26 protein-coding genes and 1 other RNA gene are annotated in these 20125 nt (G+C 41.1%); 13 read left to right on the top strand and 14 right to left on the bottom strand.

Features of this window, described 5'->3' with window-relative positions:
• Position 1: 1 nt before the first annotated feature.
• Positions 2 to 98, bottom strand: an RNA gene (gene ffs / locus VB775_RS17870) — signal recognition particle sRNA small type.
• 130 nt (positions 99 to 228) lie between these two features.
• On the bottom strand, positions 229 to 450 hold the full coding sequence (locus VB775_RS17865) for a hypothetical protein (RefSeq protein ID WP_281007070.1): 222 nt from the start codon (positions 448 to 450) through the stop codon (positions 229 to 231).
• 631 nt (positions 451 to 1081) lie between these two features.
• On the opposite strand from VB775_RS17865, the gene VB775_RS17860 reads away from it, so the two are divergent.
• Positions 1082 to 3448 (top strand): PP2C family protein-serine/threonine phosphatase, encoded by a 2367-nt coding sequence (locus VB775_RS17860; RefSeq protein ID WP_281007069.1) that lies wholly within the window; start codon positions 1082 to 1084, stop codon positions 3446 to 3448.
• 26 nt (positions 3449 to 3474) lie between these two features.
• Here the strand turns inward: VB775_RS17860 and VB775_RS17855 are convergent, their stop codons facing one another.
• From VB775_RS17855 to secD, 4 genes are all read right to left on the bottom strand, one after another.
• Positions 3475 to 3903 carry a hypothetical protein gene (locus VB775_RS17855; RefSeq protein WP_281007068.1) on the bottom strand — a complete coding sequence of 143 codons (429 nt, stop codon included), beginning with the start codon at positions 3901 to 3903 and terminating at the stop codon, positions 3475 to 3477.
• Positions 3900 to 4466, bottom strand: coding sequence for a Uma2 family endonuclease (locus VB775_RS17850; protein ID WP_281007067.1), 567 nt, complete (start codon positions 4464 to 4466; stop codon positions 3900 to 3902). Before VB775_RS17850 ends, VB775_RS17855 begins: the two co-directional genes overlap by 4 nt.
• A gap of 72 nt (positions 4467 to 4538) precedes the next feature.
• Positions 4539 to 5504, bottom strand: a complete 966-nt coding sequence (gene secF / locus VB775_RS17845) for a protein translocase subunit SecF (protein ID WP_281007066.1) — start codon at positions 5502 to 5504, stop codon at positions 4539 to 4541.
• Positions 5501 to 6982 (bottom strand): protein translocase subunit SecD, encoded by a 1482-nt coding sequence (gene secD, locus VB775_RS17840; RefSeq protein ID WP_281007065.1) that lies wholly within the window; start codon positions 6980 to 6982, stop codon positions 5501 to 5503. The genes secF and secD overlap by 4 nt, the downstream gene beginning before the upstream one ends.
• A 114-nt stretch (positions 6983 to 7096) precedes the next feature.
• On the opposite strand from secD, the gene VB775_RS17835 reads away from it, so the two are divergent.
• The 6 genes from VB775_RS17835 (at position 7097) to VB775_RS17810 (ending at position 10444) form a co-directional block, all read left to right on the top strand.
• Entirely contained in the window at positions 7097 to 7270 is a 174-nt protein-coding gene (locus VB775_RS17835; RefSeq protein WP_281007064.1) for a hypothetical protein, read from the top strand.
• A gap of 313 nt (positions 7271 to 7583) precedes the next feature.
• Positions 7584 to 7868, top strand: coding sequence for an RNA recognition motif domain-containing protein (locus VB775_RS17830; protein WP_094528637.1), 285 nt, complete (start codon positions 7584 to 7586; stop codon positions 7866 to 7868).
• 76 nt (positions 7869 to 7944) lie between these two features.
• Positions 7945 to 8727, top strand: a complete 783-nt coding sequence (locus VB775_RS17825) for an ABC transporter permease (protein ID WP_281007063.1) — start codon at positions 7945 to 7947, stop codon at positions 8725 to 8727.
• 241 nt (positions 8728 to 8968) lie between these two features.
• Positions 8969 to 9481 carry a photosystem I assembly protein Ycf3 gene (locus tag VB775_RS17820; RefSeq protein WP_094528635.1) on the top strand — a complete coding sequence of 171 codons (513 nt, stop codon included), beginning with the start codon at positions 8969 to 8971 and terminating at the stop codon, positions 9479 to 9481.
• 192 nt (positions 9482 to 9673) lie between these two features.
• Positions 9674 to 9964: an Asp-tRNA(Asn)/Glu-tRNA(Gln) amidotransferase subunit GatC gene (gene gatC, locus VB775_RS17815; protein WP_190577622.1), complete on the top strand. Its 291-nt coding sequence runs from the start codon at positions 9674 to 9676 to the stop codon at positions 9962 to 9964.
• Positions 9965 to 10021: 57 nt separating this feature from the next.
• Positions 10022 to 10444 carry a response regulator gene (locus VB775_RS17810; protein WP_190577623.1) on the top strand — a complete coding sequence of 141 codons (423 nt, stop codon included), beginning with the start codon at positions 10022 to 10024 and terminating at the stop codon, positions 10442 to 10444.
• A gap of 66 nt (positions 10445 to 10510) precedes the next feature.
• Here the strand turns inward: VB775_RS17810 and rpmA are convergent, their stop codons facing one another.
• The 3 genes from rpmA to VB775_RS17795 form a co-directional block, all read right to left on the bottom strand.
• Positions 10511 to 10798, bottom strand: a complete 288-nt coding sequence (gene rpmA, locus VB775_RS17805) for a 50S ribosomal protein L27 (RefSeq protein ID WP_009629204.1) — start codon at positions 10796 to 10798, stop codon at positions 10511 to 10513.
• A 68-nt stretch (positions 10799 to 10866) separates the two neighbouring features.
• The gene (gene rplU, locus VB775_RS17800) at positions 10867 to 11196 is read right to left on the bottom strand and encodes a 50S ribosomal protein L21 (protein WP_094528632.1); all 330 of its coding nucleotides are present in this window, start codon (positions 11194 to 11196) and stop codon (positions 10867 to 10869) included.
• A 320-nt stretch (positions 11197 to 11516) separates the two neighbouring features.
• Positions 11517 to 12362, bottom strand: a complete 846-nt coding sequence (locus VB775_RS17795; protein ID WP_281007062.1) for an undecaprenyl-diphosphate phosphatase — start codon at positions 12360 to 12362, stop codon at positions 11517 to 11519.
• A 309-nt stretch (positions 12363 to 12671) separates the two neighbouring features.
• On the opposite strand from VB775_RS17795, the gene VB775_RS17790 reads away from it, so the two are divergent.
• Positions 12672 to 12806, top strand: coding sequence for a photosystem II protein Y (locus tag VB775_RS17790; RefSeq protein WP_190577625.1), 135 nt, complete (start codon positions 12672 to 12674; stop codon positions 12804 to 12806).
• 150 nt (positions 12807 to 12956) lie between these two features.
• Complete coding sequence (locus tag VB775_RS17785) at positions 12957 to 14093, top strand: citrate synthase (protein ID WP_281007061.1); 1137 nt, start codon at positions 12957 to 12959, stop codon at positions 14091 to 14093.
• Between the two features lie 99 nt (positions 14094 to 14192).
• Here the strand turns inward: VB775_RS17785 and VB775_RS17780 are convergent, their stop codons facing one another.
• The 3 genes from VB775_RS17780 to VB775_RS17770 are packed head-to-tail and all read right to left on the bottom strand — an operon-like array spanning position 14193 to position 14941.
• Complete coding sequence (locus VB775_RS17780; RefSeq protein ID WP_281007060.1) at positions 14193 to 14534, bottom strand: element excision factor XisI family protein; 342 nt, start codon at positions 14532 to 14534, stop codon at positions 14193 to 14195.
• A complete protein-coding gene (locus VB775_RS17775; protein WP_281007059.1) occupies positions 14519 to 14665 on the bottom strand; it encodes a hypothetical protein in 147 nt (48 codons plus the stop codon). Before VB775_RS17775 ends, VB775_RS17780 begins: the two co-directional genes overlap by 16 nt.
• Before the next feature lie 18 nt (positions 14666 to 14683).
• Positions 14684 to 14941 (bottom strand): hypothetical protein, encoded by a 258-nt coding sequence (locus VB775_RS17770; RefSeq protein WP_281007058.1) that lies wholly within the window; start codon positions 14939 to 14941, stop codon positions 14684 to 14686.
• Between the two features lie 77 nt (positions 14942 to 15018).
• On the opposite strand from VB775_RS17770, the gene VB775_RS17765 reads away from it, so the two are divergent.
• The 3 genes from VB775_RS17765 to VB775_RS17755 all read left to right on the top strand — a co-directional run bounded on the left by VB775_RS17765 (position 15019) and on the right by VB775_RS17755 (position 17156).
• On the top strand, positions 15019 to 15591 hold the full coding sequence (locus tag VB775_RS17765) for a Uma2 family endonuclease (RefSeq protein ID WP_281007057.1): 573 nt from the start codon (positions 15019 to 15021) through the stop codon (positions 15589 to 15591).
• Positions 15592 to 15854: 263 nt separating this feature from the next.
• A complete protein-coding gene (locus tag VB775_RS17760; protein ID WP_281007056.1) occupies positions 15855 to 16766 on the top strand; it encodes a branched-chain amino acid ABC transporter permease in 912 nt (303 codons plus the stop codon).
• A gap of 96 nt (positions 16767 to 16862) precedes the next feature.
• Complete coding sequence (locus VB775_RS17755) at positions 16863 to 17156, top strand: ferric reductase-like transmembrane domain-containing protein (RefSeq protein ID WP_281007055.1); 294 nt, start codon at positions 16863 to 16865, stop codon at positions 17154 to 17156.
• Positions 17157 to 17433: 277 nt separating this feature from the next.
• Here the strand turns inward: VB775_RS17755 and VB775_RS17750 are convergent, their stop codons facing one another.
• Entirely contained in the window at positions 17434 to 17601 is a 168-nt protein-coding gene (locus tag VB775_RS17750; protein WP_281007054.1) for a hypothetical protein, read from the bottom strand.
• A 57-nt stretch (positions 17602 to 17658) separates the two neighbouring features.
• Here VB775_RS17750 and VB775_RS17745 point away from each other — a divergent pair, with 57 nt between their 5' ends.
• Positions 17659 to 19290 carry a protein kinase family protein gene (locus tag VB775_RS17745; protein ID WP_281007053.1) on the top strand — a complete coding sequence of 544 codons (1632 nt, stop codon included), beginning with the start codon at positions 17659 to 17661 and terminating at the stop codon, positions 19288 to 19290.
• Between the two features lie 60 nt (positions 19291 to 19350).
• Here the strand turns inward: VB775_RS17745 and VB775_RS17740 are convergent, their stop codons facing one another.
• On the bottom strand, positions 19351 to 20112 hold the full coding sequence (locus VB775_RS17740; RefSeq protein ID WP_323216896.1) for a hypothetical protein: 762 nt from the start codon (positions 20110 to 20112) through the stop codon (positions 19351 to 19353).
• Positions 20113 to 20125 lie beyond the last annotated feature (13 nt).

Here is a 20125-nt window from a genome sequence, read left to right as displayed (position 1 = left end):
AAGTAGCCCGGGTACTACGCCTATCTCAAGCATCCCTTAGTGCTGCTGTCTTCCGACCCTGACACGATTCGGGCGTTGCGATCGCATAGATCCGAGCCATTTACAATAATAGCATTAAGAGGGAAAGTTACATCTAGTAGTTAAATCAATTGTTGGCAAATCCACACAATCACCTTTGCGCGATCGCCCCAAAAAGGAAAAAGCGGTGTATTACACCGCTTTTTCCTTTCATGTGAAGAGATTCTGTTTCGATTTTTCTAGCTGCTGCCATAGCCCTGCGACTTGTGAGTAGGCTTCCTGTGATGAGATTTTACCGCCCGTTTCGAGACTGCAAATGATACTGACACGATGGGAAAACTCTTGCAAATTAGCATTGAACACTAAGTTCTCTGGCGTAAATTTACCGTAATAACGAGACTGTGGAAACAGACATTGGATGTTTGTAGACATAATTTTCCCTCTTTTAAGATTACAAATTTAAGAGCGACTCCAGATAGTCTTGGAATATTTTGCCCAAGCAATGTGTTACTGAGATGAATAACACATCACCTTAGAACCCATTTAAGAATTACTTTCTGCGGTCAAAAGTTCTAAGAGATCCCCCAGCTCCCCTTAAAAAATGGGGGCTGGGGGGATCTAGACAATTCTTAAATGGTTTCCTAGATATGGGAATTATATTTTTATCACTACTGGTTTATAAGCAACTAATCATGATTTAACTTTAATTAACCTAATCTTAACCTAGATTTAATCTAATATGACTGCCTCCTTTGTGATATGTTCCCCCGCATATTTGTGATCTAGATCTCTACAGCCTTCTTAGTCAAAGATCGATATAAATGCAACGCTAACTTAAAACCTAGCTTAACTTTTGAAAGCTTTGCAGAGCGACGTTTACAAAAGTTAAGCTGTTCTACCCAAGGCTTCAATAGACTGTAACCAAGACTAATAAACGATTAACGGCTATAAAATGGATCGTAAATCTGAGATTAATCATGCCTGCCAAAACTTAGCGATCTCTATAAAATCAAGGCTCGATTAACAGTGCAAAGGGCTAACCATCTTGACTTCAAGGCAAAATATGACTCTATTTAAACCAGCGATCGCTCTTATGAATCGCCTGAAATATCCTCAGAAATTTTTCTTGATCAGTCTATTATTTGTGCTGCCATTAGCATTAGTAATGAATTTCCTAATTTCGGAACTAGATAGCCGTATAGAGTTTACGCAAAAAGAGATCTATGGCAATGCTTACCTGCGCCCTCTCAATCAGTTATGGCAATATATCCCCCAAAGACAGTTAATCTTACAACGTCAGTTTTATAAAAGTTCTCAGCGTTTGGAGACAGCATCCTCAGATCAGGAATTGTCAGAATTACAAAAGAAAATTGAGCAAGAATTCATCAAGCTTACAGAAGTTGATCGCCAATTTGGGCAAGATATACAAACCAGTGAGAGGCTTAGAGATGTCAAATTTAAGTGGCAGGGCTTGCTAGATGGGCAAGAGTTTTTAGGGTTTCGTAATCACGATGCACTGCTCGAAGAAATTAATCTATTCCGTAGACATGTAGTGGACTTTTCCAACCTGATTCTTGACCCAGACTTAGACACTTATTACTTAATGGATGCGATCGCCGTTAAACTACCTGAGATGCAAAAGCTACTGTACAAAATGATGTACACAGAAGCAGAAATCGTATTTAAGCAGGAAGTAACAAGCGAAAAAAAGGCGAGACTAATTTCCCTAATTAGTTTACTGGGTGATTACAACAACGAACTAGCAGCTAATCTAGAACGTGCTTTTCAAAATAATCCCCGTGGAAATCTTCGCAATGCTTTGTCTGTACATCTCCGCAATGTTGTTGTCAGCATCAGTGAGGTGAATACCTACGTTAGTCAACTGGCAAGTCAAGACAATAATATTTCTGTGATTAACAATTTTTATTATCAAGAGATGGAAAGAACTCTAGACGATAGTTTCACTCTCTGGCAAAAAGTTGTGGAGCATCTAGATGAATTATTAGAAGATCGTATTCAAGGATTTCAGGAGCGTAAACAGTTTGTTTTGACATTTGTAGCCATAGTAATGGTTAGCATTATTTATCTATTTGTGGGTTTTTATCTGTCGGTAATGCGAACAGTCCAGCAGTTAGACTTTGCTTCTAAACAGATGACATCAGGGGGAGCCATTTCCATCAAGCTTGACAGTAGAGATGAATTATCGATGGTTGTGCGATCATTTAATAGTGTGGCGATCGCCCTAAGAGAGTCCGAAGAAAAATATCGCAGTATCTTTGAGAACTCCGTCGATGGCATTTTTCAAACGACCGTCGATGGTAGATATCTTAGTGTTAATCCTGCATTAGCAAGGATTTATGGTTATGACTCAGTTGAGCAGATGTTGGCACAAATTGTTGATGTGAAGACGCAACTCTATGTCGATCGCGATCGGCGGCAACAGTTTCAATCCCTGATGGAAGAAAATGACACCATTACTAATTTTGAGTCACAGGTATATAAACGAGATCGCACAACCATCTGGATTAGTGAAAATGTCAGAGCGTTGAGAGATGTACAGGGTAAATTACTTTATTACGAGGGAACTGTCGAAGATATTAGTCAACGGAAGATTGCGGAAATTGCACTGGATGGGGCTAACAAACAAATTCTAGCTCTGAACAATCTTCTTAAACTAGAAAATCTGCGAATGAGTAGTGAATTAGATGTAACCCGCAAACTCCAGCAGATGATCTTACCAAAGGAGCAAGAATTAGAGCTAATTGCGGGATTAGATATTGCAGGATTTATGGAGCCTGCTGCGGAAGTTGGTGGGGATTATTATGATGTGTTACAACAAAACGGGCGGATTAAAATTGGGATTGGCGACGTAACTGGACATGGACTGGAAAGCGGAATGTTAATGATCATGGTGCAAACTTCGGTACGCACCTTATTACAAAGTGAAGAGAATGATCCTGTACGCTTTCTCGATATCCTTAACCGCACAATTTACGGTAATGTGCAGAGAATGTCTTCTGACAAGAACTTAACCCTATCTTTGATTGACTACGAAAAGGGAAAATTAATTTTGAGTGGTCAACATGAAGAAATGATTTTGGTACGCAAAAATGGAACTTTAGAACGATTTGATACAATTGATTTAGGATTTCCAATTGGATTAGAAGAAGAGATTTTTGGATTTCTAGATCAAAAACATATTCATTTACATGTGGGCGATGTCGTTGTCCTATATACCGATGGGATCACTGAAGCTGAGGATGAAGAAAGAAAACTCTATGGTGTAGATCGTCTATGTGAAGTAGTTTGCCAAAATGTTGAGGCTTCGGCACTGGAGATTCGTCAAGCAGTTATAGCGGATCTGCGATCGCATATTGGCAATCAAAAAATTTACGACGACATTACATTGTTAGTTCTCAAACAGAAGTAGTCATTATAGCGGGTGCAACGCACCCACTATAATGTTTTTTCCTCACAGACCCAATGCCACAACGGATGACTTTTTCCTTTTTTCTTAATCCTTTTTACTTGATCAACTAGCGATCGCTTCTCACGCTGATTAACTCCCCACAAAATTATCGAACTTTGCCAAACTAAAGTTGCCAGAGTCATCGCCACACATATTCCTACCCCCATCATTGGCAAGCGATTATAAGCTAAGGTAATGCGTACAGCTGCCCATGTAAAAGCTGCAATCCATAACTCAATATCCGATCGCAAAGCCCAAATACTTGCAGTTCCGATCGTCAGCCACAGAAAACCATCAAATATCCATCGCAAATAAGTTTGTACTTCAATCAATCGTTGAACTTGACGTTCTAGCAAAGGATCTATCGATATCTCAGAGCTAGATTCAGAGAGTGCGTCACTATTATCAGAATTCATATATCTGCATTCAATACGTCATCAACTGTAAGCTGGAGATCCGCAAATGTCGGTGAGATAATTTGATCTCCTAAATGAAAAACAGTTTCTTGATAAGTTCCATTGATCATCAATAAGACCGAAACTAAGTCCAGAGATGCATCAACAATCCAATACTCAAATATGCCAATACTTTGATATTCGTTTAGTTTTTCTTGGCGATCGACATTACGGTAGTCTGGATTAACAACCTCAATCACTAATAAGGGTGGAGTAAATAGGATAGCTGCTTTTCTTAAAATATCGAATTCTTGTTGTTTGCTCAACACACATAGATCAGGGCGGCGCGTGCGGTTACCCGTCCAAATTTCGACTCCATTGGCGCGAACACAATAAGGATGAGATTTTTGTTTAATGGTGAGAGCTAAAAAGAAAAACAAGAAAGCAACAATTCTTTCATGTAATCCTATTGGCGGTGGCACTTCTACTAACTCTCCATCATTAAATTCATACCTTTTATCAGTACCATCATCATAGGTTAGATATTCGTCAAATGTAAGCTTACGACTTGTAGTTATAGTCATAGTTATAGACCCAATACTTACTCACATAATAGCTCTAATGATAAGGGCGGTACATCGCACCGCCCTTATCATTTAGTTTGACTCTAGTGGCTGTTGACTAATTTTTGGAGTCTGGCGACTACGCCACCATGCTAGGAAAATACTGGCATTGAAAATGCTGGAATAAACTCCCGATAAAAACCCAATAATCAAAGCTAAAGAGAAGAATCTCAGAGTTGCTCCACCAAATAAGAAGATAGCAATCAAGGGCAAAGTAGAAGTTAGGGTGGTATTCATCGATCGCCCTAAGGTTTGATTGATTGAAGCATTGACTAGCTCGTTAAACTTAGTTGCCCCTGCATCGATCTTCACATTTTCGCGGATGCGATCGTAAATTACGACAGTGTCATTCACTGAGAATCCGCAAATAGTTAACATCGCCACGATAAAAAGGCTGTCGATCTCCACCCCTAGCGTCAAACCAAGGATCGAAAAGATACCTGCGGTGACGAAAATATCGTGGAACAGCGCAATGATAGCAAAACTTGCATAATCAAGTTGAAATCGAAATGCCAGAAAAATACCAATTCCCGCGAAGGAAATTGCCAAGGCTAGTAAACCATTGCTCAGAGCTTGCTGACCGATTGAGGGACCCACTTCATCAATCTGAGATTTTTTAGCATCGATCTCACCATATTGCTTCAAAGTATCAGCAAGTATTGAGCGCAAATTTTCGCGTTGCTCTGTGGTTAGTCGCGCCGTTCTTACGGATATACCTTTAAGATCTTTGCCTTCAACTGATTGGATCACGCTATTGGCAAAGCCTTTACTCTCGATCGCTTGACGCACCACACCGACATCTATTTTCTTACCGCAGTTATTGGTACTATCACAGGCTAAGCCAAGGGTAATACTCGAACCACCAGTAAAGTCGATGCCCAATCGTAAAGGTGATCCTAGCTGCTGAAAAGAAATCACCATCGCCACCAGCCCTGCCAAGATTACGACAGAGGAAATGGAAACATAAAGGCGAGCATTCTTAATTACGTCTAATCTCATAACACCGCACCTGTAGTATTGTCGTTTTTCTTATCGCTTGCTTTCTTTTCAGCGATCGCATCTAGATCAGCAGTTGTGGAGATTTTGCCAAAAGCTTTCATGCCATAGTATTCAGGCTTGCGGAAATTAGGATTACTAATCATGGCGAGCATTAGCGATCGGCTTAAAGTAACTGCGGTAAACATGCTAGTCAGCACGCCCACACCAAGAGTTACCGCAAATCCCTTCACAAAACCCGAACCCAGCCAGAACAAAGTCCCACAAGCAATCAAAGTGGTCACATTACTATCCAGAATGCTTGACCAAGCTCGATAAAAACCTGCTTCAACGGATTTATAAAGTGTACGTCCCGCTTTTAGTTCTTCTCTAGTGCGCTCAAAAATTAGTACGTTCGCATCTACAGCCATACCGATACTCAGAATAAAACCTGCAATACCTGGTAAGGTCAGCACCACACCCAGCACGCTAAATACTGCAAAAGTAATAATTGCATAGGTAATCAGAGCAATATCCGCAACTACACCCAAAATGCGGTAATAAATCACCATAAAGATTAATACCAGCAATAATCCAGCAACACCTGCGTAGATACTGCTGAGAATACTATCTGCTCCAAGAGTTGCCCCAACAGTACGGTTTTCTACTATTTCTACAGGCACAGGCAATGCACCAGCACGTAACTGTAAGGCTAGTTCATTAGCTGTATCTAAGGTGAAGTTCCCAGTGATGACTGCTCGACCGCCTGTAATACCTTTACCCTGATGTTCGGGACCAACTGACGGAGAGCTAATTAATTTATCGTCTAGAAAAATCCCTAAAACGCGACCAGTACCGCCGATTTCGCCAGTGGTTTTCGCAAATAGCTCACCGCCTTTATCGTCGAAGGTCAGAGCCACTTGCCAAGAATCAGGTCCACTTCCCGTTGGCGCAGCTACAGCATCTTTGAGCATATTTCCCGTTAAACCTGTGCGCTCAAAAATTCCCTTCAAGTCTTCAATACTTTTCTTATAGGCTGCTTCATTTTCCGCGATCGCCTTTTGATCGTTAGAATTTTTCAGGACTTCACGCTGAATTATCGCCGCCTGCTGGATTTGCAATCTTGCCCTTAGCTCACTTTCCGTACCTTTCTTTTGCTTACGAAAATCAAGTTGAGCGGTTGTACCAATGACGCGCTCAGCTTGGGCAGGATCATTTACCCCTGGTAACTGAACAATCAGTTGATTATTACCAGCCAGCAAAATCGTTGCTTCGGAGACTCCTAAGCCATTAATGCGCTGTTCCACCACAAACTTGGCAGTTTCCATGATGCGCGGCGTAAGTTCATTAATCCCTTGTTCAGGATTGACTTTAGCTTGGAGTGTAAGCTGTGCGCCACCTCGTAAATCCAAGCCTAGCTTCGGCGGATTGCTGATGATTAGATACACAGCCCCTATTAAAATTGCCATTACAAAGGCAAGCAGGCGACTTTGTTTACCCATATTTTTTTATAGCTTTTGCGATCGCTTTTTTTGTAAAGCTATATAAAGCTTTACTCAGAGCCAGCATGAACAGAGAACATATTAAGACATCTGCCATCATACCCCACTGTAGTTATGATTCTAAGCAAGGGGCGCTCTAGCAGCAATTCTCATTATGAAAACGATTTTGGTGTTTCCAGTGCCTTTGCCGCTGAAAACACCAAAATCGTTTTTTTGAAAGCCCGCCGAAGGCGGGCTTTCAAAAAAAGAATGGCGACAGCTATAGAACAGGAAAGAAGCTATGGCTAATCTAAGTAATTTCACCTATTTCTTTAGAATGAAATTTTGATCACAGTTTTGGAAGATTAGGTTCAAGGCGATTATCAATCCCCATAAATACCGCTTCCAGCAAGAAAGCTATTAAGACTTTTAAATATTTTCGATTTCTTTACCATTAGTTGTACAAAGCTTTGTAATACAGCCTACGCAAATTGTTGCGGCTAAACGGTAAACTATATCAAAGCTGAAATTTAGGTTGGATTTGTGAGATCTCGGATCGAGCGAGTCTTTTCCGAAGACTGGCTAAATTATTGTATCGATCTCTTTTTGGAGCGAACTGACTGTGACTATTTACGTTGGAAATTTGTCTTATCAAGCTGCTAAGGACGACTTAACAAGCGTCTTTTCAGACTACGGCACTGTAAAGCGTGTGCAATTGCCCACCGACCAAGAAACAGGTCGGGTTCGGGGTTTCGCCTTCGTGGACATGGAGGACGATGCTCAGGAAGAAGCGGCGATCGCGGCGCTAAACGAAGCTGAATGGATGGGACGAACCCTTCGCGTTAATAAGGCTAAGCCTCGTGCTGAGCGTAGTAACGATCGCCCTAGGGGTCGTGGTTACGCCTAAGCCTAAATTAATTGCAAGAAAACACGAACTGTAAGCAATGCTATAGCATTGCTTACAGTTCGTGTTGAACATCAATATGAGTAAATATCTCAACGCATTAAAACTATTCTGGTCAACGGCGATCGCCGCCGAACTCGAATATCGGATTAACTTTGCGATCGCGGCTCTAAGCAGTATTGGCAATTTGGCGGGAAGTTTGTTTGGGCTGTTTTTGTTTTATCGTACTGGTTATACGTTTGCAGGGTGGCGCTGGGAAGAAGCGATCGTGGTGCTGGGTATATTCACAATCTTAGAAGGGTTTTCGAGTACTTTTCTTGCGCCGAACTTAAGCAAAATTGTTGATCATGTTCAGAGTGGCACATTAGATTTTGTCCTTTTAAAACCGATTAGCAGTCAGTTTTGGCTGTCAGCAAGAGCTATATCCCCTTGGGGATTCCCAAATTTAATCTTTGGTTGTGGCATCTTGCTCTATGCAGGTAACAAACTAGGATTAAGTCTGAGCAATTATCTCTGGGGCTTAATTCCGCTAACTTTTGGTTTCCTTAGTCTCTACAGTATTTGGTTCATCCTTGGCGCAACTAGCATCTGGTTTGTAAAAATTTATAACGTTACCGAAGTTTTACGCGGCTTAATGGAAGCGGGTCGATATCCGATGGCAGCCTATCCCGCATCCTATCGCTTCTTTTTTACTTTTGTTGTACCGATCACCTTTTTAACCACTGTTCCTGCCGAAACCCTTTTAGGGAGAGGAGAACCAATGTGGATTATGGGTTCTATGTTTTTAGCGATCGGCTTACTCTTTGTTTCAAATCGTTTTTGGCGCTTTGCCCTACGTTTTTACACTAGTGCCTCTAGCTAAGATTAGGAGGCTCGCGAAGCGAGCCTCCTAATCAGCAATTCTCATTATGAAACCGATTTTGGTGTTTCTAGCGCCTTCGGCGCTAGAAACACCAAAATCGGTTTTTTGAAAGTCTGCCGTTGGCGGACTTTCAAAAAACCGATTTTTATAATGAGAATAGCTGCCTCCTAATCTTTATGGGTTTTAATTTATCAAGCTTTTGATATGCTAATTAACACTGACTGCAAATTTATAAAGAACTATGCCTAGATCGCAACGTAATGACAACTTCGTCGATCAAACCTTTACCGTTATTGCCGACACGATTCTAAAACTCTTTCCTGCTAGTCAGAAAGAAAAAGAAGCATTTGCTTACTACCGTGATGGAATGTCGGCTCAAGGTGATGGCGAATATGCCGAAGCATTAGCTAACTATGAAGAAGCGCTCAAGCTTGAAGAAAATTCCTACGATCGCAGCTACGTGTATTACAACATGGGCTTGATTCATGCCAGCAATGGCGATCATGACAAGGCTCTAGAGTTTTATGAACAGGCGATCGACCTTAATCCACGAATGCCTCAAGCTCTCAACAACGTAGCCGTGATTTATCACCACAAGGGCGAAAATGCTCAAGACGAAGAACAAGCCGAAGAATATTTCAACACTGCTGCTGACCATTGGGTAAGAGCGATTCGTCTTGCCCCTAACAACTATATCGAAGCCCAAAACTGGCTAAAAACTACTGGTAGAGCCGACATTAACTTATTCTTCTAGGTTATCTCCTTGCCTTCCCAAGAATAGGTATTATAAAGCGAATAATTAGTGAAGCGCGGCAAAGCCAAGCATCACTAATTATTCACTCAGAAGACAGTCACAGAAGATTTGCATAGTTCTTTTATCAAAATCTTAAGACAAGGGGCTTAAGCCCCTTGTTCTGATATTATTCCCCACACATATATATAAATCATGATCGATAGAGAACAAGTTCGTCACGTTGCCCATTTAGGACGCTTGCAATTAACTGAAGCTGAAGAAATTTCTTTTACTAAGCAACTAGATAGTATTCTCGACTATTTCCAACAGCTAAATGAACTCGATCCTTTACTAGAAGGAGTAGAACCCACAACTAGAGCGGTTAATACCGTCAATATTACTCGCCCCGATCTATTGCAACCCTTTACTGATCGCGAGACCTTACTCAATTGCGCTCCCGATCGCGAAGAAGACTTTTTCCGCGTACCGCAGATTATGGGTTAAACAAACCTTGCGATTGCACCGAAGATTTCAGACAGAAAATATTAACACCATGCAACTATGGATACTTCAGGAAATCTCGACTCATCTTCATCTAGTTTCAACATATTGTTAGCCGAAGATAACCCTGTCAATCAGAAAGTTGCTAAACGGGTACTAACTCACTTGGGTTACCAAGCGGATGTAGTTAATAACGGTGAGGAAGCAATTAGGGCGATCGCTGATAAATCCTACGATCTGATCTTGATGGATATTCAAATGCCTGAAATGGACGGATTAGAGGCAACTAAGTATATTCGTAAGCAGGAATCAGAACGCCAACTCCCTCCAGTAGCGATCGTGGCGATGACCGCAAATGCTACCGATGATGATCAACATCTCTGTCGTGATGCAGGGATGAGTGGCTACATTAGCAAACCAATTCAAATCGAAAAGCTCAAAAACCTTTTGCAGCAATACGAATCCTTAAAAACACAAAAATAGAGTCTGTGCTTTGCACAGGCTCTATTTTTTAAAAAAGTTAGCGCGTTGCGCTACTTTTTGGGGTTATTAAGCAACTTCTGCTTCTGCAACTTCTACAGCTACAGGTGCATAAACGCTAATTTTCTTACGAGTTTTGCCAAAGCGCTCAAAAGTCACAACACCATCAACGGTTGCGTACAATGTGTCATCGCTACCACGACCAACGTTGTTGCCTGGGTGAAACTTAGTACCGCGTTGACGGACTAAGATGCTACCAGCCTTAACGACTTGACCGCCGTAACGCTTTACACCGAGGCGCTTAGCATTAGAGTCACGACCGTTTCTTGTACTACCTGTACCCTTCTTATGTGCCATTTGTTTTGTATCCTCTTAATATTTAAAAGATGCACAAATAAACGGAGCAAAGCTCCATTTATTTGTGTTTAAGCGGCTGTACCACTAAGATTGATTGCCTCAACCATAATTCTAGTCAATGGCTGACGGTGACCATTCTTTCTGCGGGTTTTCTTTTTAGGACGCATTTTGTAAACGATTACTTTTTTCGCCTTGTGATGGCGCATTACGGTAACTTCTACGCTAGCGCTATCAACGATGGGCTGACCGATGGAAATATCGCCATCCATATTGACAAACAAAACTTTATCAATGGTCAATTTACTGTCTTCTTCGGCTTCTAGTAGCTCAACGTCATAAAATCTGCCGACTTCGACGCGATATTGCTTACCGCCTGTTTCAATGATTGCGTAACTCATGGTTTTTAAGTATTCAGTAGATGCCGTACAGGTATTGGGAAATTAGTTGGAACTAGTTTCACCAATTTTCTAAATAACCCGATCCGAGCATGAAAGATCGTGCGATCTATAACTATACATGAAAGAACCAAATAAATTTTCGCGCCGCGAAAATTTATTTGTAATTCTCATTATGAAACCGATTTTGGTGTTTCCAGCGCCTTCGGCGCTGGAAACACTAAAGTCAGGTTTTTGAAAGCCCGCCCTTGGCGGGCTTTCAAAAACCTGACTTTTATAAAACCCAAGTTTAAGTGACAAGAAGTGTCACTTAAACTTGGGTTTTATTTGAGCCAACCTACGCCGACAGCCGTGAGTAACAATGCTCCAAAAATCAAGCGATAGCCGACAAACACCCAAGTCGTATGGGTTTGGAAAAACTTTAGCAACCATGCGATCGCTAAGTACGAAAAAATAACCGATGAGAATAGCCCGATCGCCAGTTGTCCTGCCCCAATATCTCCTCCAAAACCTTTCTTGGCAATACTGATAAATTCCACGACTCCGCCAATCGTAATCGCTGGAATACCTAGCAAAAACGAAAATCGGGTTGCCGCAACCCGATCTAAACCTAAAAACAATCCTGCGGTTAAGGTCGAGCCAGATCGCGACACCCCCGGAATAATCGCCATAGCCTGCGCTAAACCCATTAAAATCCCGTCAATTACTCGCACTCTTTGAAAATGACGCTTTTCTTTGGTTTGGCGTTGTCCCAAGATTTCCGCGAGAGCTAGTAAACTCGACATCACAATTGAGGCGATCGCGATCGCTGTCAAACTCCGCAAAGGCGATTTGTCATAATCTGGGACTAAAATTTTAATCAGCAATCCGACTAGCAATATTGGCAATGTCCCTAAGGCGATCGCCACGGCTAATTTAAATTCTTGGGACTTGTAATTTTGCGATCGGACAGCCTTGATACTACCTAACGTAATATTACTGAGATCTTTCCAGAAATAGCCAACCACCGCCGCAATACTACCAAGCTGAATTACCGCATCAAAGGATATACCCGAATCTTGCCAACCAAAAATTGCAGGAACTACCTTCAGATGAGCCGTACTACTAATCGGTAGAAACTCAGTTAGTCCCTGCACGATCCCCAATATAAAAGCTTGCCAGTATTCCATAAAAATTAAAATTTAGATAAAATTTAGACTAACGACATATATCACGAACTGGTAAAACCTCAAAAACCGATTTTGGTGTTTTCAATGTCTTTGCCACCAGAAACACCAAAATCAGTTTTTTTGAAAGTCAGCCGTCGGCTGACTTTCAAAAAAACTGATTTTGGTTATTGCCGCGCCGTAGGCGCGGCAATAACCAAAATTGTTTTCATAATGTAAATTGCTGACTCATCTAGTTTTGAGGTTTCAATTTTCAGCTTTGCTGTCATAATAAAGTCTAAAAGCAATTTCTATTTAAACTGGTATAAATATATGGATTGGAGAGTATTAGTCGTATTAGGACCTATCGTTCTAGTAGCTGCTTGGGCAGCTTTTAACCTCGGCAGAGCCGTAATCAAGGGTGAAGCTTCCCTATTTGGTAAGCAAGGCAACAACCCATTTCAATAATTTCGGCGTAAAACCCAAATATTAAGAGAGGACGCATTGCGTCCTCTCTTAATATTTGGGTTTATTGTTAGGTATGCACAGTCATAAGCATACATAGCGATAAAATAAGCTAAGAAATAAACAAAACTAATCTTGTAAGGTAGCTGAAATATGGCGATCGGAGAATATAAGCCTGGTTTAGAAGGGGTTCCTGCAACCCAGTCAAATATAAGTTATGTTGATGGGAAAGCAGGTTTGCTTGAATATCGAGGTATCCGCATTGAGGATCTTTGCAAGCATAGTCATTTTCTGGAAACCAGCTACTTACTAATCTTCGGTGAATTGCCAAAAGCTACGGAACTAGAAGAATTTGAGCATGATCTCACCCATAGAAGAAGAATCAAGTATCGCATTCGCGACATGATTAAGTCATTTCCCGATAATGCTCATCCGATGGATGCACTCCAAACAAGTGTCGCTGCATTAGGGATGTTCTATCCTTTGGGTAATTTCCATGATGCAGACTACATTTATCAAGCGACAGTAAGACTGCTAGCAAAAGTGCCAACGATGGTGGCGGCTTTTCATATGATGCGTCAGGGTAATGATCCTGTGATGCCCCGTGATGATTTGGACTATGCGTCTAATTTTCTCTACATGTTAAATGAGCAGGTTCCCGATCCTCTCGCGGCTCATATTTTCGATGTGTGTCTCACTCTTCACGCCGAGCATACAGTTAATGCATCTACCTTTGCCGCATTGGTAACCGCTTCGACGCTGACCGATCCCTATGCGGTGATGACTTCGGCGATCGGGACTTTGGCTGGTCCTTTGCATGGCGGCGCAAATGAGCAAGTAATGATGATGCTCGAAGAAATTGGCTCAGTTGAAAATGTGACACCTTACCTTGAGCGCAAAATTGAGCGTAAGGAGAAGTTAATGGGCTTTGGACATCGGATTTATAAGGTCAAAGATCCCCGTGCGATCGTTTTACAGGACTTAGTACATAAAATGTTCGACGAGTTCGGTCATGATCCTTACTATGACATTGCCCTAGAATTAGAAAAGCAAGCCTTTGAGAAGCTAGCTAGTAAGGGAATTCATCCGAATGTGGATTTCTATTCAGGATTGGTTTACAAAAAGTTGGGTATTCCTAGTAATTTGTTTACGACTATTTTCGCGATCGCCCGTGTCCCTGGTTGGCTAGCCCATTGGAAGGAACAGCTTTCCGATAATCGTCTTTTCCGTCCAACGCAGGTTTATACAGGATTGCATGATGTAACTTATAAGCCAATTAGCGATCGTTAATATCCTAAATAATAGTGAGCCTCTTGATGAGAGGCTCACTATTACTAGGCAATCTCAAAAATTCGACGATTGGATTGAACGTTATCAACTTTTTTTGGTTCATCTTTGTAAACCAGTAGAATAACTATTAGAGGTCAAACTGGTGACGATATCTTCTTTTTTGATTCCTGCTTCGATGAGGGTATTAACTAATCCTTCCTCAAAGTTATCTTCTTCGATGATGATTTGGCGATCGCAGTTATCTTTTTCGATAAGTCGCGCATGAAATAGTACAAAGTCCATCCATTTTTGTTTGTCAAAACCTGTGGCAAGAACAACAAATTGACCAGACTCAAGATCACAAACAGGATATAGTTTGATCGCTTGTATGCTTGGTTGATGAATGGTTGCATCGTTCACGGTCTTTTTAAGTATTTCAGCATAAGTTAGTGTTGTATCCATTGGGTAATTACCTCCTGATCGGGTTCATAGACTAATAAATTAATTGTATTGCGTTGAACAACAGTAATAGTCCATCCATCTTTTTCAAGAGTTCGGCGTAATGCAAAATGTAAGGTATCGCGTCTAGACATAATAGTGTGTATAAATAATTAAAATAACTCTTTTTGTGAGACAACTACGCTTTCTTTTTCGGCGCGTTTGAAGTTGATGTCGCCGAGGCTGAGATCGAGATATTCGGGTTTCTTGGCTCCTGAAAGTAAGTCTTCGATGGTGAAAATTTGGACGCGGGAATAGTCTTTGCCATTGGCGGCGCGATAGAATCCTGCTTTGTTTGCCTCGGTGATCATCGCTTTGATAGGTTCAGCAAGAGTGACAAAGAAACCGAGATCGGCTGTGTTGGTGGACATTGTACCGATTTTACATTGCGGGAGATCGCGATTAGTTATAATCTTGCCAATGGTCAATTTTTAGGAGGCGATCGCATATGGTTTTAGCAGCTACAAAGCGATATACCGCATCAGAATATTTAGCCTTAGAAGAAAAAGCGGAATTTAAGAGTGAATTTATTAATGGAGAAATTATTTCTATGGCAGGCGCTTCTGCAAATCACAATATTCTGACAGGTAAGTTTCACGCTCTTCTTTTGTTAGCTTTGGAAGATCTAGAATATTCAGTCTTCATGAGCGATATGCGGCTATGGATACCTGAATATAATCGTTATACCTATCCTGATGTGATGGTTGTCGCAGGTGAACCAGTTTTTGTTGATCAAAAACAGATGGAAGTTACTAATCCCTGTTTGATTGTGGAAATTCTATCCAACTCCACCCAAACCTATGATCATGATAGTAAATTTCGTCAATATCGCTCTATTCCTACTTTTCAGGAATATATTTTAGTTTGTCAACATGGCTATGAAGTTGATCACTACGTCAAGGAGTCAGAGAATAGATGGGTATTGATGACCCATAAGGGAAAAGAAGCTGTAATTAAATTGACATCAATGCATTTAGAGATCAGGTTACAAGATTTGTACAAGCGCGTGAAATTTGATTAATTTCATCCATCCAAACTACAAAATAAATTTAATAACTGATGTTACGTGGAACTCAGATGATGAACCTCTTGCTGCTAGCATAACAGGGCAACCACGGGGGGATTGCCCCTACCTGTAAATTTCAGATCTTGTAGGGGCTGACCCTGTGCCAGCCCTAGATTTATGCCATCGCAAGAATTCCTTCCACGTAACATCAGTTAATAACTTACACGAACTGGAAAACGTTACTATGAGTAACAATAAAGTTCTATTAAATTCTTTCAATGCCTGAAGTTCTGCAATCAGTCCTGCAATCAACCATTGATGGTATCGCGGTCGGCAGCATTATTGCCCTTGCCGCAGTCGGTTTAACGCTTACCTATGGCATCTTGCGCCTAGCAAACTTTGCCCATGGTGACATCCTCACCCTCGGCGCATACCTTGCCTTTCTCGCCAATACTACCCTCAATCTCGATATTTGGTTATCGATCGCCTTTGGCTGTGCTATCTCCATCGTTCTAGTCCTAATCTGCGAAAAAATCCTCTGGCAACCGTTACGCGCCAAACGCGCCACCTCAACCACGATGATGATCGTCTCGATTGGTTTAGCATTGGTGATTCGTAATGCGATCGTCCTTGTTTGGGGGGCAAAACCACAGAAATACAATCTGCCAACTTTCCCAGCGATCGATGTGTTTGGCTTAGCAATCACCCGCAATAAAATGGTGGTTATCGTGGCTGCGATCGCGATCATCGCAGGACTTTACTATCTATTGCAAAACACCAAGATCGGTAAGGCGATGCGAGCAGTTGCCGACAATCCCGAACTAGCGAAAGTAGCGGGGATCAATGTGAATGCGGTGATTATCTGGACATGGGTAATTGCGGGTGGCATGACTGCCTTTGGTGGCAGCATGTACGGATTGATTACTAACTTACGCCCAAATATGGGCTGGTTCTTGATTTTGCCCATGTTTGCGGCGGTGATTTTGGGTGGGATTGGTAATCCCTATGGCGCGATCGCAGGGGCGTTAATTGTCGGTATATCTCAAGAAGTTGCTACCACTTGTCCAGTGGCATTGGGAGAACTACAGAAATACTGCATTGGCACAGAATATAAACTAGGCGTAGGTTTAGTAATTATGATTTTAGTGTTGCTTTTCAAACCGCAAGGATTATTTAAAGGAACGATCTAAAGAGAATTGATTTTTATCGATTTTTTTATCATAAGTAGCTCGCCATAATTAAAGGTTGAGCATACTTTTCAACGGAACTTTGATGCTTTATCCTTTATGAATCCTAAGCATCAAATATCGATCTGGATTGGCGCGATCGCGATCGCGCTGATGGTTCCTGCCGCTCTCACCAGTTCCGATTGGATGGTAAGTAAACTCGGTAAGTCTTGGCGCTATGTCCATTTGCTCTCAGTTCCTGTGTTCATACTAGCGTCAGTACATACAATTGCGATCGGCTCTAATTATCTAGTTGCAGTGGACTGGACTCTTCAGAATTGGATTTTGACGATTTTATGTGGGGTGATTACGGTGGGGACTTTGTTGATTCGGGCTTGGAAATTTAGAAAATAATCGCGATCGCTTAGTGTCGAACCATTCTAAACAATTAAAAGCCCCGCCCTTGCTATGTCATTGGACTAATCTTTTTAGGGATTGTTTTTAGACGTATCCCAAGTGGAACTTGAGGCTTCGCAAAGGGAAGGGCTACTTATATAAATAGCATGTTTTATAGGTAGGAAGGTTTAATTATTTAGTAGGATGCGTTAGTGCAACGTAACGCATCAGTTAGTTTAAAGATGATGGGTTACGCTATCGCTAACCCATCCTACATTTTCAGCAATCTACTTATTTAACTTGCCTGTTGTGTTTCGATGTGTTGCCAGTATTTGATTTGTGCTTCTTGATGGCAGTGCAGGATGCCGAACCATTCTAGGCGTTCGAGGTTTTCTGAAATTGCATTTTTATAGCGGCTACCATTTTTAAATTGGGCGATCGGTTGTTGCGATCGCGAGATCAATATGATTTACAGCTAAAATGTTTACAATAAGAAATTGGGTAAAAAACTTTCGTATTTATGCAAAATAAAAATTTCTGGGAGGCATGTGTTGGTAAGACTATTGACGATAGGTATAGTTTGGAAAAGCTGATTGGTTCAGGTAGTTTTGGTGGGGTATTTCAGGCAAAGATGATTGTGTTAGGGCATACGTTGCAAAAACAAGTTGCCGTTAAACTAATGCAGGATGGTGGTGTGGGAGGTATGCAGCACTGTGAACTTAAATCTGCGCTGAGTTTACCTTCGCACGACAGCCTTATCCAACATTTTAATTGGGGGCAAGTGAAAATTAATGATTTCCCTATGCTTTATCTAGTTATGGAACTTGGAGAATATTGTCTAGATAGCTATAGGAAAGATAGACAAGTACTAAGTTCAGATGAGGTAAAGGAGATAGTTCTATCTGTAGCTGAAGGATTGTGTTATATGCATAGCAAGGTACATGGTGGTAGCGAACTCACTCCTCCTGAACAACTGACCCATCGAGATCTTAAGCCAGCAAATGTTATCAAAGTTGGTAAAAAATGGAAAATGGCTGATTTTGGTTTTGCTAAGTTTCTTAATAAAGGCTCAGTGCAAGCGACTCTGATTGGTGGTACAGATCGTTATATGCCGCCAGAAATCTTTGAAAGACAGTGGATATCGACGAAAGGAGATATATGGGCATTAGGAGTAATGATAGTTGAGATGCTTGCGGGGCATCATCCTATTAAAGATCCAATCACTAGTACAAATATTCAAAAAGAACCTATCGATCTTGATGGTGTGCCTGATGAATGGATAGAAATTGCAAATGGATGTTTGCAAAAAAATCATATTGAAAGATGGACAGCACAACAAATTTTGGATGCTTTAAAAAGCTTGGACAAAATATTTTCTGCTGAAGATCTTTTTAACCAAGCATATGAACAACAATCACATGGAGATTATGAAATTGCAATCTCTAAATATACTGAAGCAATTCAACTTAAGCCTGATTACATAATCGCTTACGCAGGAAGAGCAAGAGCTTTCAAGTTAATAAATGATGAGACTAATGCTAAAAAAGATTTAAAGAAAGCTATTGCCTTATTCCCTATTTCCACAGCCGAAGCATATCACGGTAGAGCGATTGCTAAATCTGGATTGGATGATAAGCAGGGTGCAATTGACGATCTTACTAAAGCTATTGAAATTAACCCTAACTATGTTGCTGCATATCGAGCTCGTGGAATAATTATGAACGAGTTAGGTGATACAGATAAAGCTATCTCGGACTATAACGAAGCAATTCGTATAAATCCTAACTATGCAGATGTTTACTATGAGCTTGGGAAAATCAAGTTAAAAAAAGAAGATGAAATAGGAGCTACGGCAGCTTATACCAATGCTATGCGTCTTAAACCTAACTATGCCAAGGCATATGTTGAGAGAGGGAATATAAGATTGAAAAGTGGAGCCAGTCAGTCTGCTATATCCGATTATAGTAAGGCAATTGATATCAGACCTAGCTATACTGTGGCTTATTTGAATCGTGGAATCGTTTACCAACATCTAAAGCAAAAAAAAGAAGCTTTAACAGATTTTCGAGAGGCGGCACGACTTTATCAACTTCAAGGAAAAATAGATGATTACAATGATGTACTAAGCCGTATTAAAAAGCTAGAAGGTTAAGAATTTTAGTAGCTGTTATAGCATCACAATATTTTAAAAGGAATCCAAGCTTGTAATTGACTACGCAAGTTGACGCTGAGAAATAGCTAACCGTCTTTGCCTGACTAACTCAGGAGTAGAACGATTTTTATCATCTTGCGAATCAAAACCAAGACGAACATAAACCTCACCCCCAATTCCCGGAACAATAATTCCTTCAGGCGTTTTTACATCATCCTCAGCTAAGTACACATACCGAAACTTGTTATAAATATGCTCAGAAAATCCTTTTTTTAAACGATCCTCCGCCCCTTGATAAATAACAGGTGCAACGATAAATATTTGTTTTGGTGATATCCTTGCGATCGTGTCAATCAAGTTAGTACGCACAACACAAGCCCCTGAAATAATCGACTTAACGATAATCAAGCTATCTACTTGAGCATCTGATGGTTCGAGATAACGCTTTAAAATAGGAGCAACCTGTAGATCGGCAATGCCAAAAGGCTTAAACCTTTTATTCCAAAAGCAAGAAAAAGTAACCTTGGCAAGAGTACCATCCAATCTGCTAAGAATTCCTTTGGCAAGAAAATCAGCATCTTCAGCCGTACAAGCTAAATGTGCCGAACTTGAGTTACTAACAATCTGCGATAAAACAGCGCCTGCCAGACTTTCTCCTAGTTGATACATACTTTGCCGATAGTAATCAATGCTGCTACCCTTGTCAGCAAGAGCGTCGAGTAGCGCTTTTTCCTTGTCTCCAGCAAATTGTGTGTACTTTCTAGACACGGTTGCGATCGCTTGATTTTTTGTAAATATTACCTTGAGTATAGACTCTCCCAAGAATTTGTACAAC

It is taken from the genome of Pseudanabaena sp. CCNP1317, from assembly GCF_034931345.1.
Lineage (GTDB): Bacteria > Cyanobacteriota > Cyanobacteriia > Pseudanabaenales > Pseudanabaenaceae > Pseudanabaena > Pseudanabaena galeata.
Note: the sequence above shows the minus strand (reverse complement) of the source record. Positions and strands in the feature narration are given on the sequence as shown.

Excerpts from the sequence above, each read along its gene's own strand:
- secF (WP_281007066.1), bottom strand. The coding sequence starts at position 5,504 with ATGAGATTAGACGTAATTAAGAATGCTCGCCTTTATGTTTCCATTTCC.
- rpmA (WP_009629204.1), bottom strand. The coding sequence starts at position 10,798 with ATGGCACATAAGAAGGGTACAGGTAGTACAAGAAACGGTCGTGACTCT.
- VB775_RS17855 (WP_281007068.1), bottom strand. The coding sequence starts at position 3,903 with ATGAATTCTGATAATAGTGACGCACTCTCTGAATCTAGCTCTGAGATA.
- VB775_RS17820 (WP_094528635.1), top strand. The coding sequence starts at position 8,969 with ATGCCTAGATCGCAACGTAATGACAACTTCGTCGATCAAACCTTTACC.
- rplU (WP_094528632.1), bottom strand. The coding sequence starts at position 11,196 with ATGAGTTACGCAATCATTGAAACAGGCGGTAAGCAATATCGCGTCGAA.
- VB775_RS17745 (WP_281007053.1), top strand. The coding sequence starts at position 17,659 with ATGCAAAATAAAAATTTCTGGGAGGCATGTGTTGGTAAGACTATTGAC.
- VB775_RS17860 (WP_281007069.1), top strand. The coding sequence starts at position 1,082 with ATGACTCTATTTAAACCAGCGATCGCTCTTATGAATCGCCTGAAATAT.
- VB775_RS17760 (WP_281007056.1), top strand. The coding sequence starts at position 15,855 with ATGCCTGAAGTTCTGCAATCAGTCCTGCAATCAACCATTGATGGTATC.
- VB775_RS17780 (WP_281007060.1), bottom strand. The coding sequence starts at position 14,534 with ATGGATACAACACTAACTTATGCTGAAATACTTAAAAAGACCGTGAAC.
- VB775_RS17825 (WP_281007063.1), top strand. The coding sequence starts at position 7,945 with ATGAGTAAATATCTCAACGCATTAAAACTATTCTGGTCAACGGCGATC.
- VB775_RS17850 (WP_281007067.1), bottom strand. The coding sequence starts at position 4,466 with ATGACTATAACTACAAGTCGTAAGCTTACATTTGACGAATATCTAACC.
- VB775_RS17770 (WP_281007058.1), bottom strand. The coding sequence starts at position 14,941 with ATGTCCACCAACACAGCCGATCTCGGTTTCTTTGTCACTCTTGCTGAA.
- VB775_RS17755 (WP_281007055.1), top strand. The coding sequence starts at position 16,863 with ATGAATCCTAAGCATCAAATATCGATCTGGATTGGCGCGATCGCGATC.
- VB775_RS17810 (WP_190577623.1), top strand. The coding sequence starts at position 10,022 with ATGGATACTTCAGGAAATCTCGACTCATCTTCATCTAGTTTCAACATA.
- VB775_RS17865 (WP_281007070.1), bottom strand. The coding sequence starts at position 450 with ATGTCTACAAACATCCAATGTCTGTTTCCACAGTCTCGTTATTACGGT.
- VB775_RS17835 (WP_281007064.1), top strand. The coding sequence starts at position 7,097 with ATGATTCTAAGCAAGGGGCGCTCTAGCAGCAATTCTCATTATGAAAAC.
- VB775_RS17790 (WP_190577625.1), top strand. The coding sequence starts at position 12,672 with ATGGATTGGAGAGTATTAGTCGTATTAGGACCTATCGTTCTAGTAGCT.
- secD (WP_281007065.1), bottom strand. The coding sequence starts at position 6,982 with ATGGGTAAACAAAGTCGCCTGCTTGCCTTTGTAATGGCAATTTTAATA.
- VB775_RS17765 (WP_281007057.1), top strand. The coding sequence starts at position 15,019 with ATGGTTTTAGCAGCTACAAAGCGATATACCGCATCAGAATATTTAGCC.
- VB775_RS17775 (WP_281007059.1), bottom strand. The coding sequence starts at position 14,665 with ATGTCTAGACGCGATACCTTACATTTTGCATTACGCCGAACTCTTGAA.
- VB775_RS17785 (WP_281007061.1), top strand. The coding sequence starts at position 12,957 with ATGGCGATCGGAGAATATAAGCCTGGTTTAGAAGGGGTTCCTGCAACC.
- VB775_RS17795 (WP_281007062.1), bottom strand. The coding sequence starts at position 12,362 with ATGGAATACTGGCAAGCTTTTATATTGGGGATCGTGCAGGGACTAACT.
- gatC (WP_190577622.1), top strand. The coding sequence starts at position 9,674 with ATGATCGATAGAGAACAAGTTCGTCACGTTGCCCATTTAGGACGCTTG.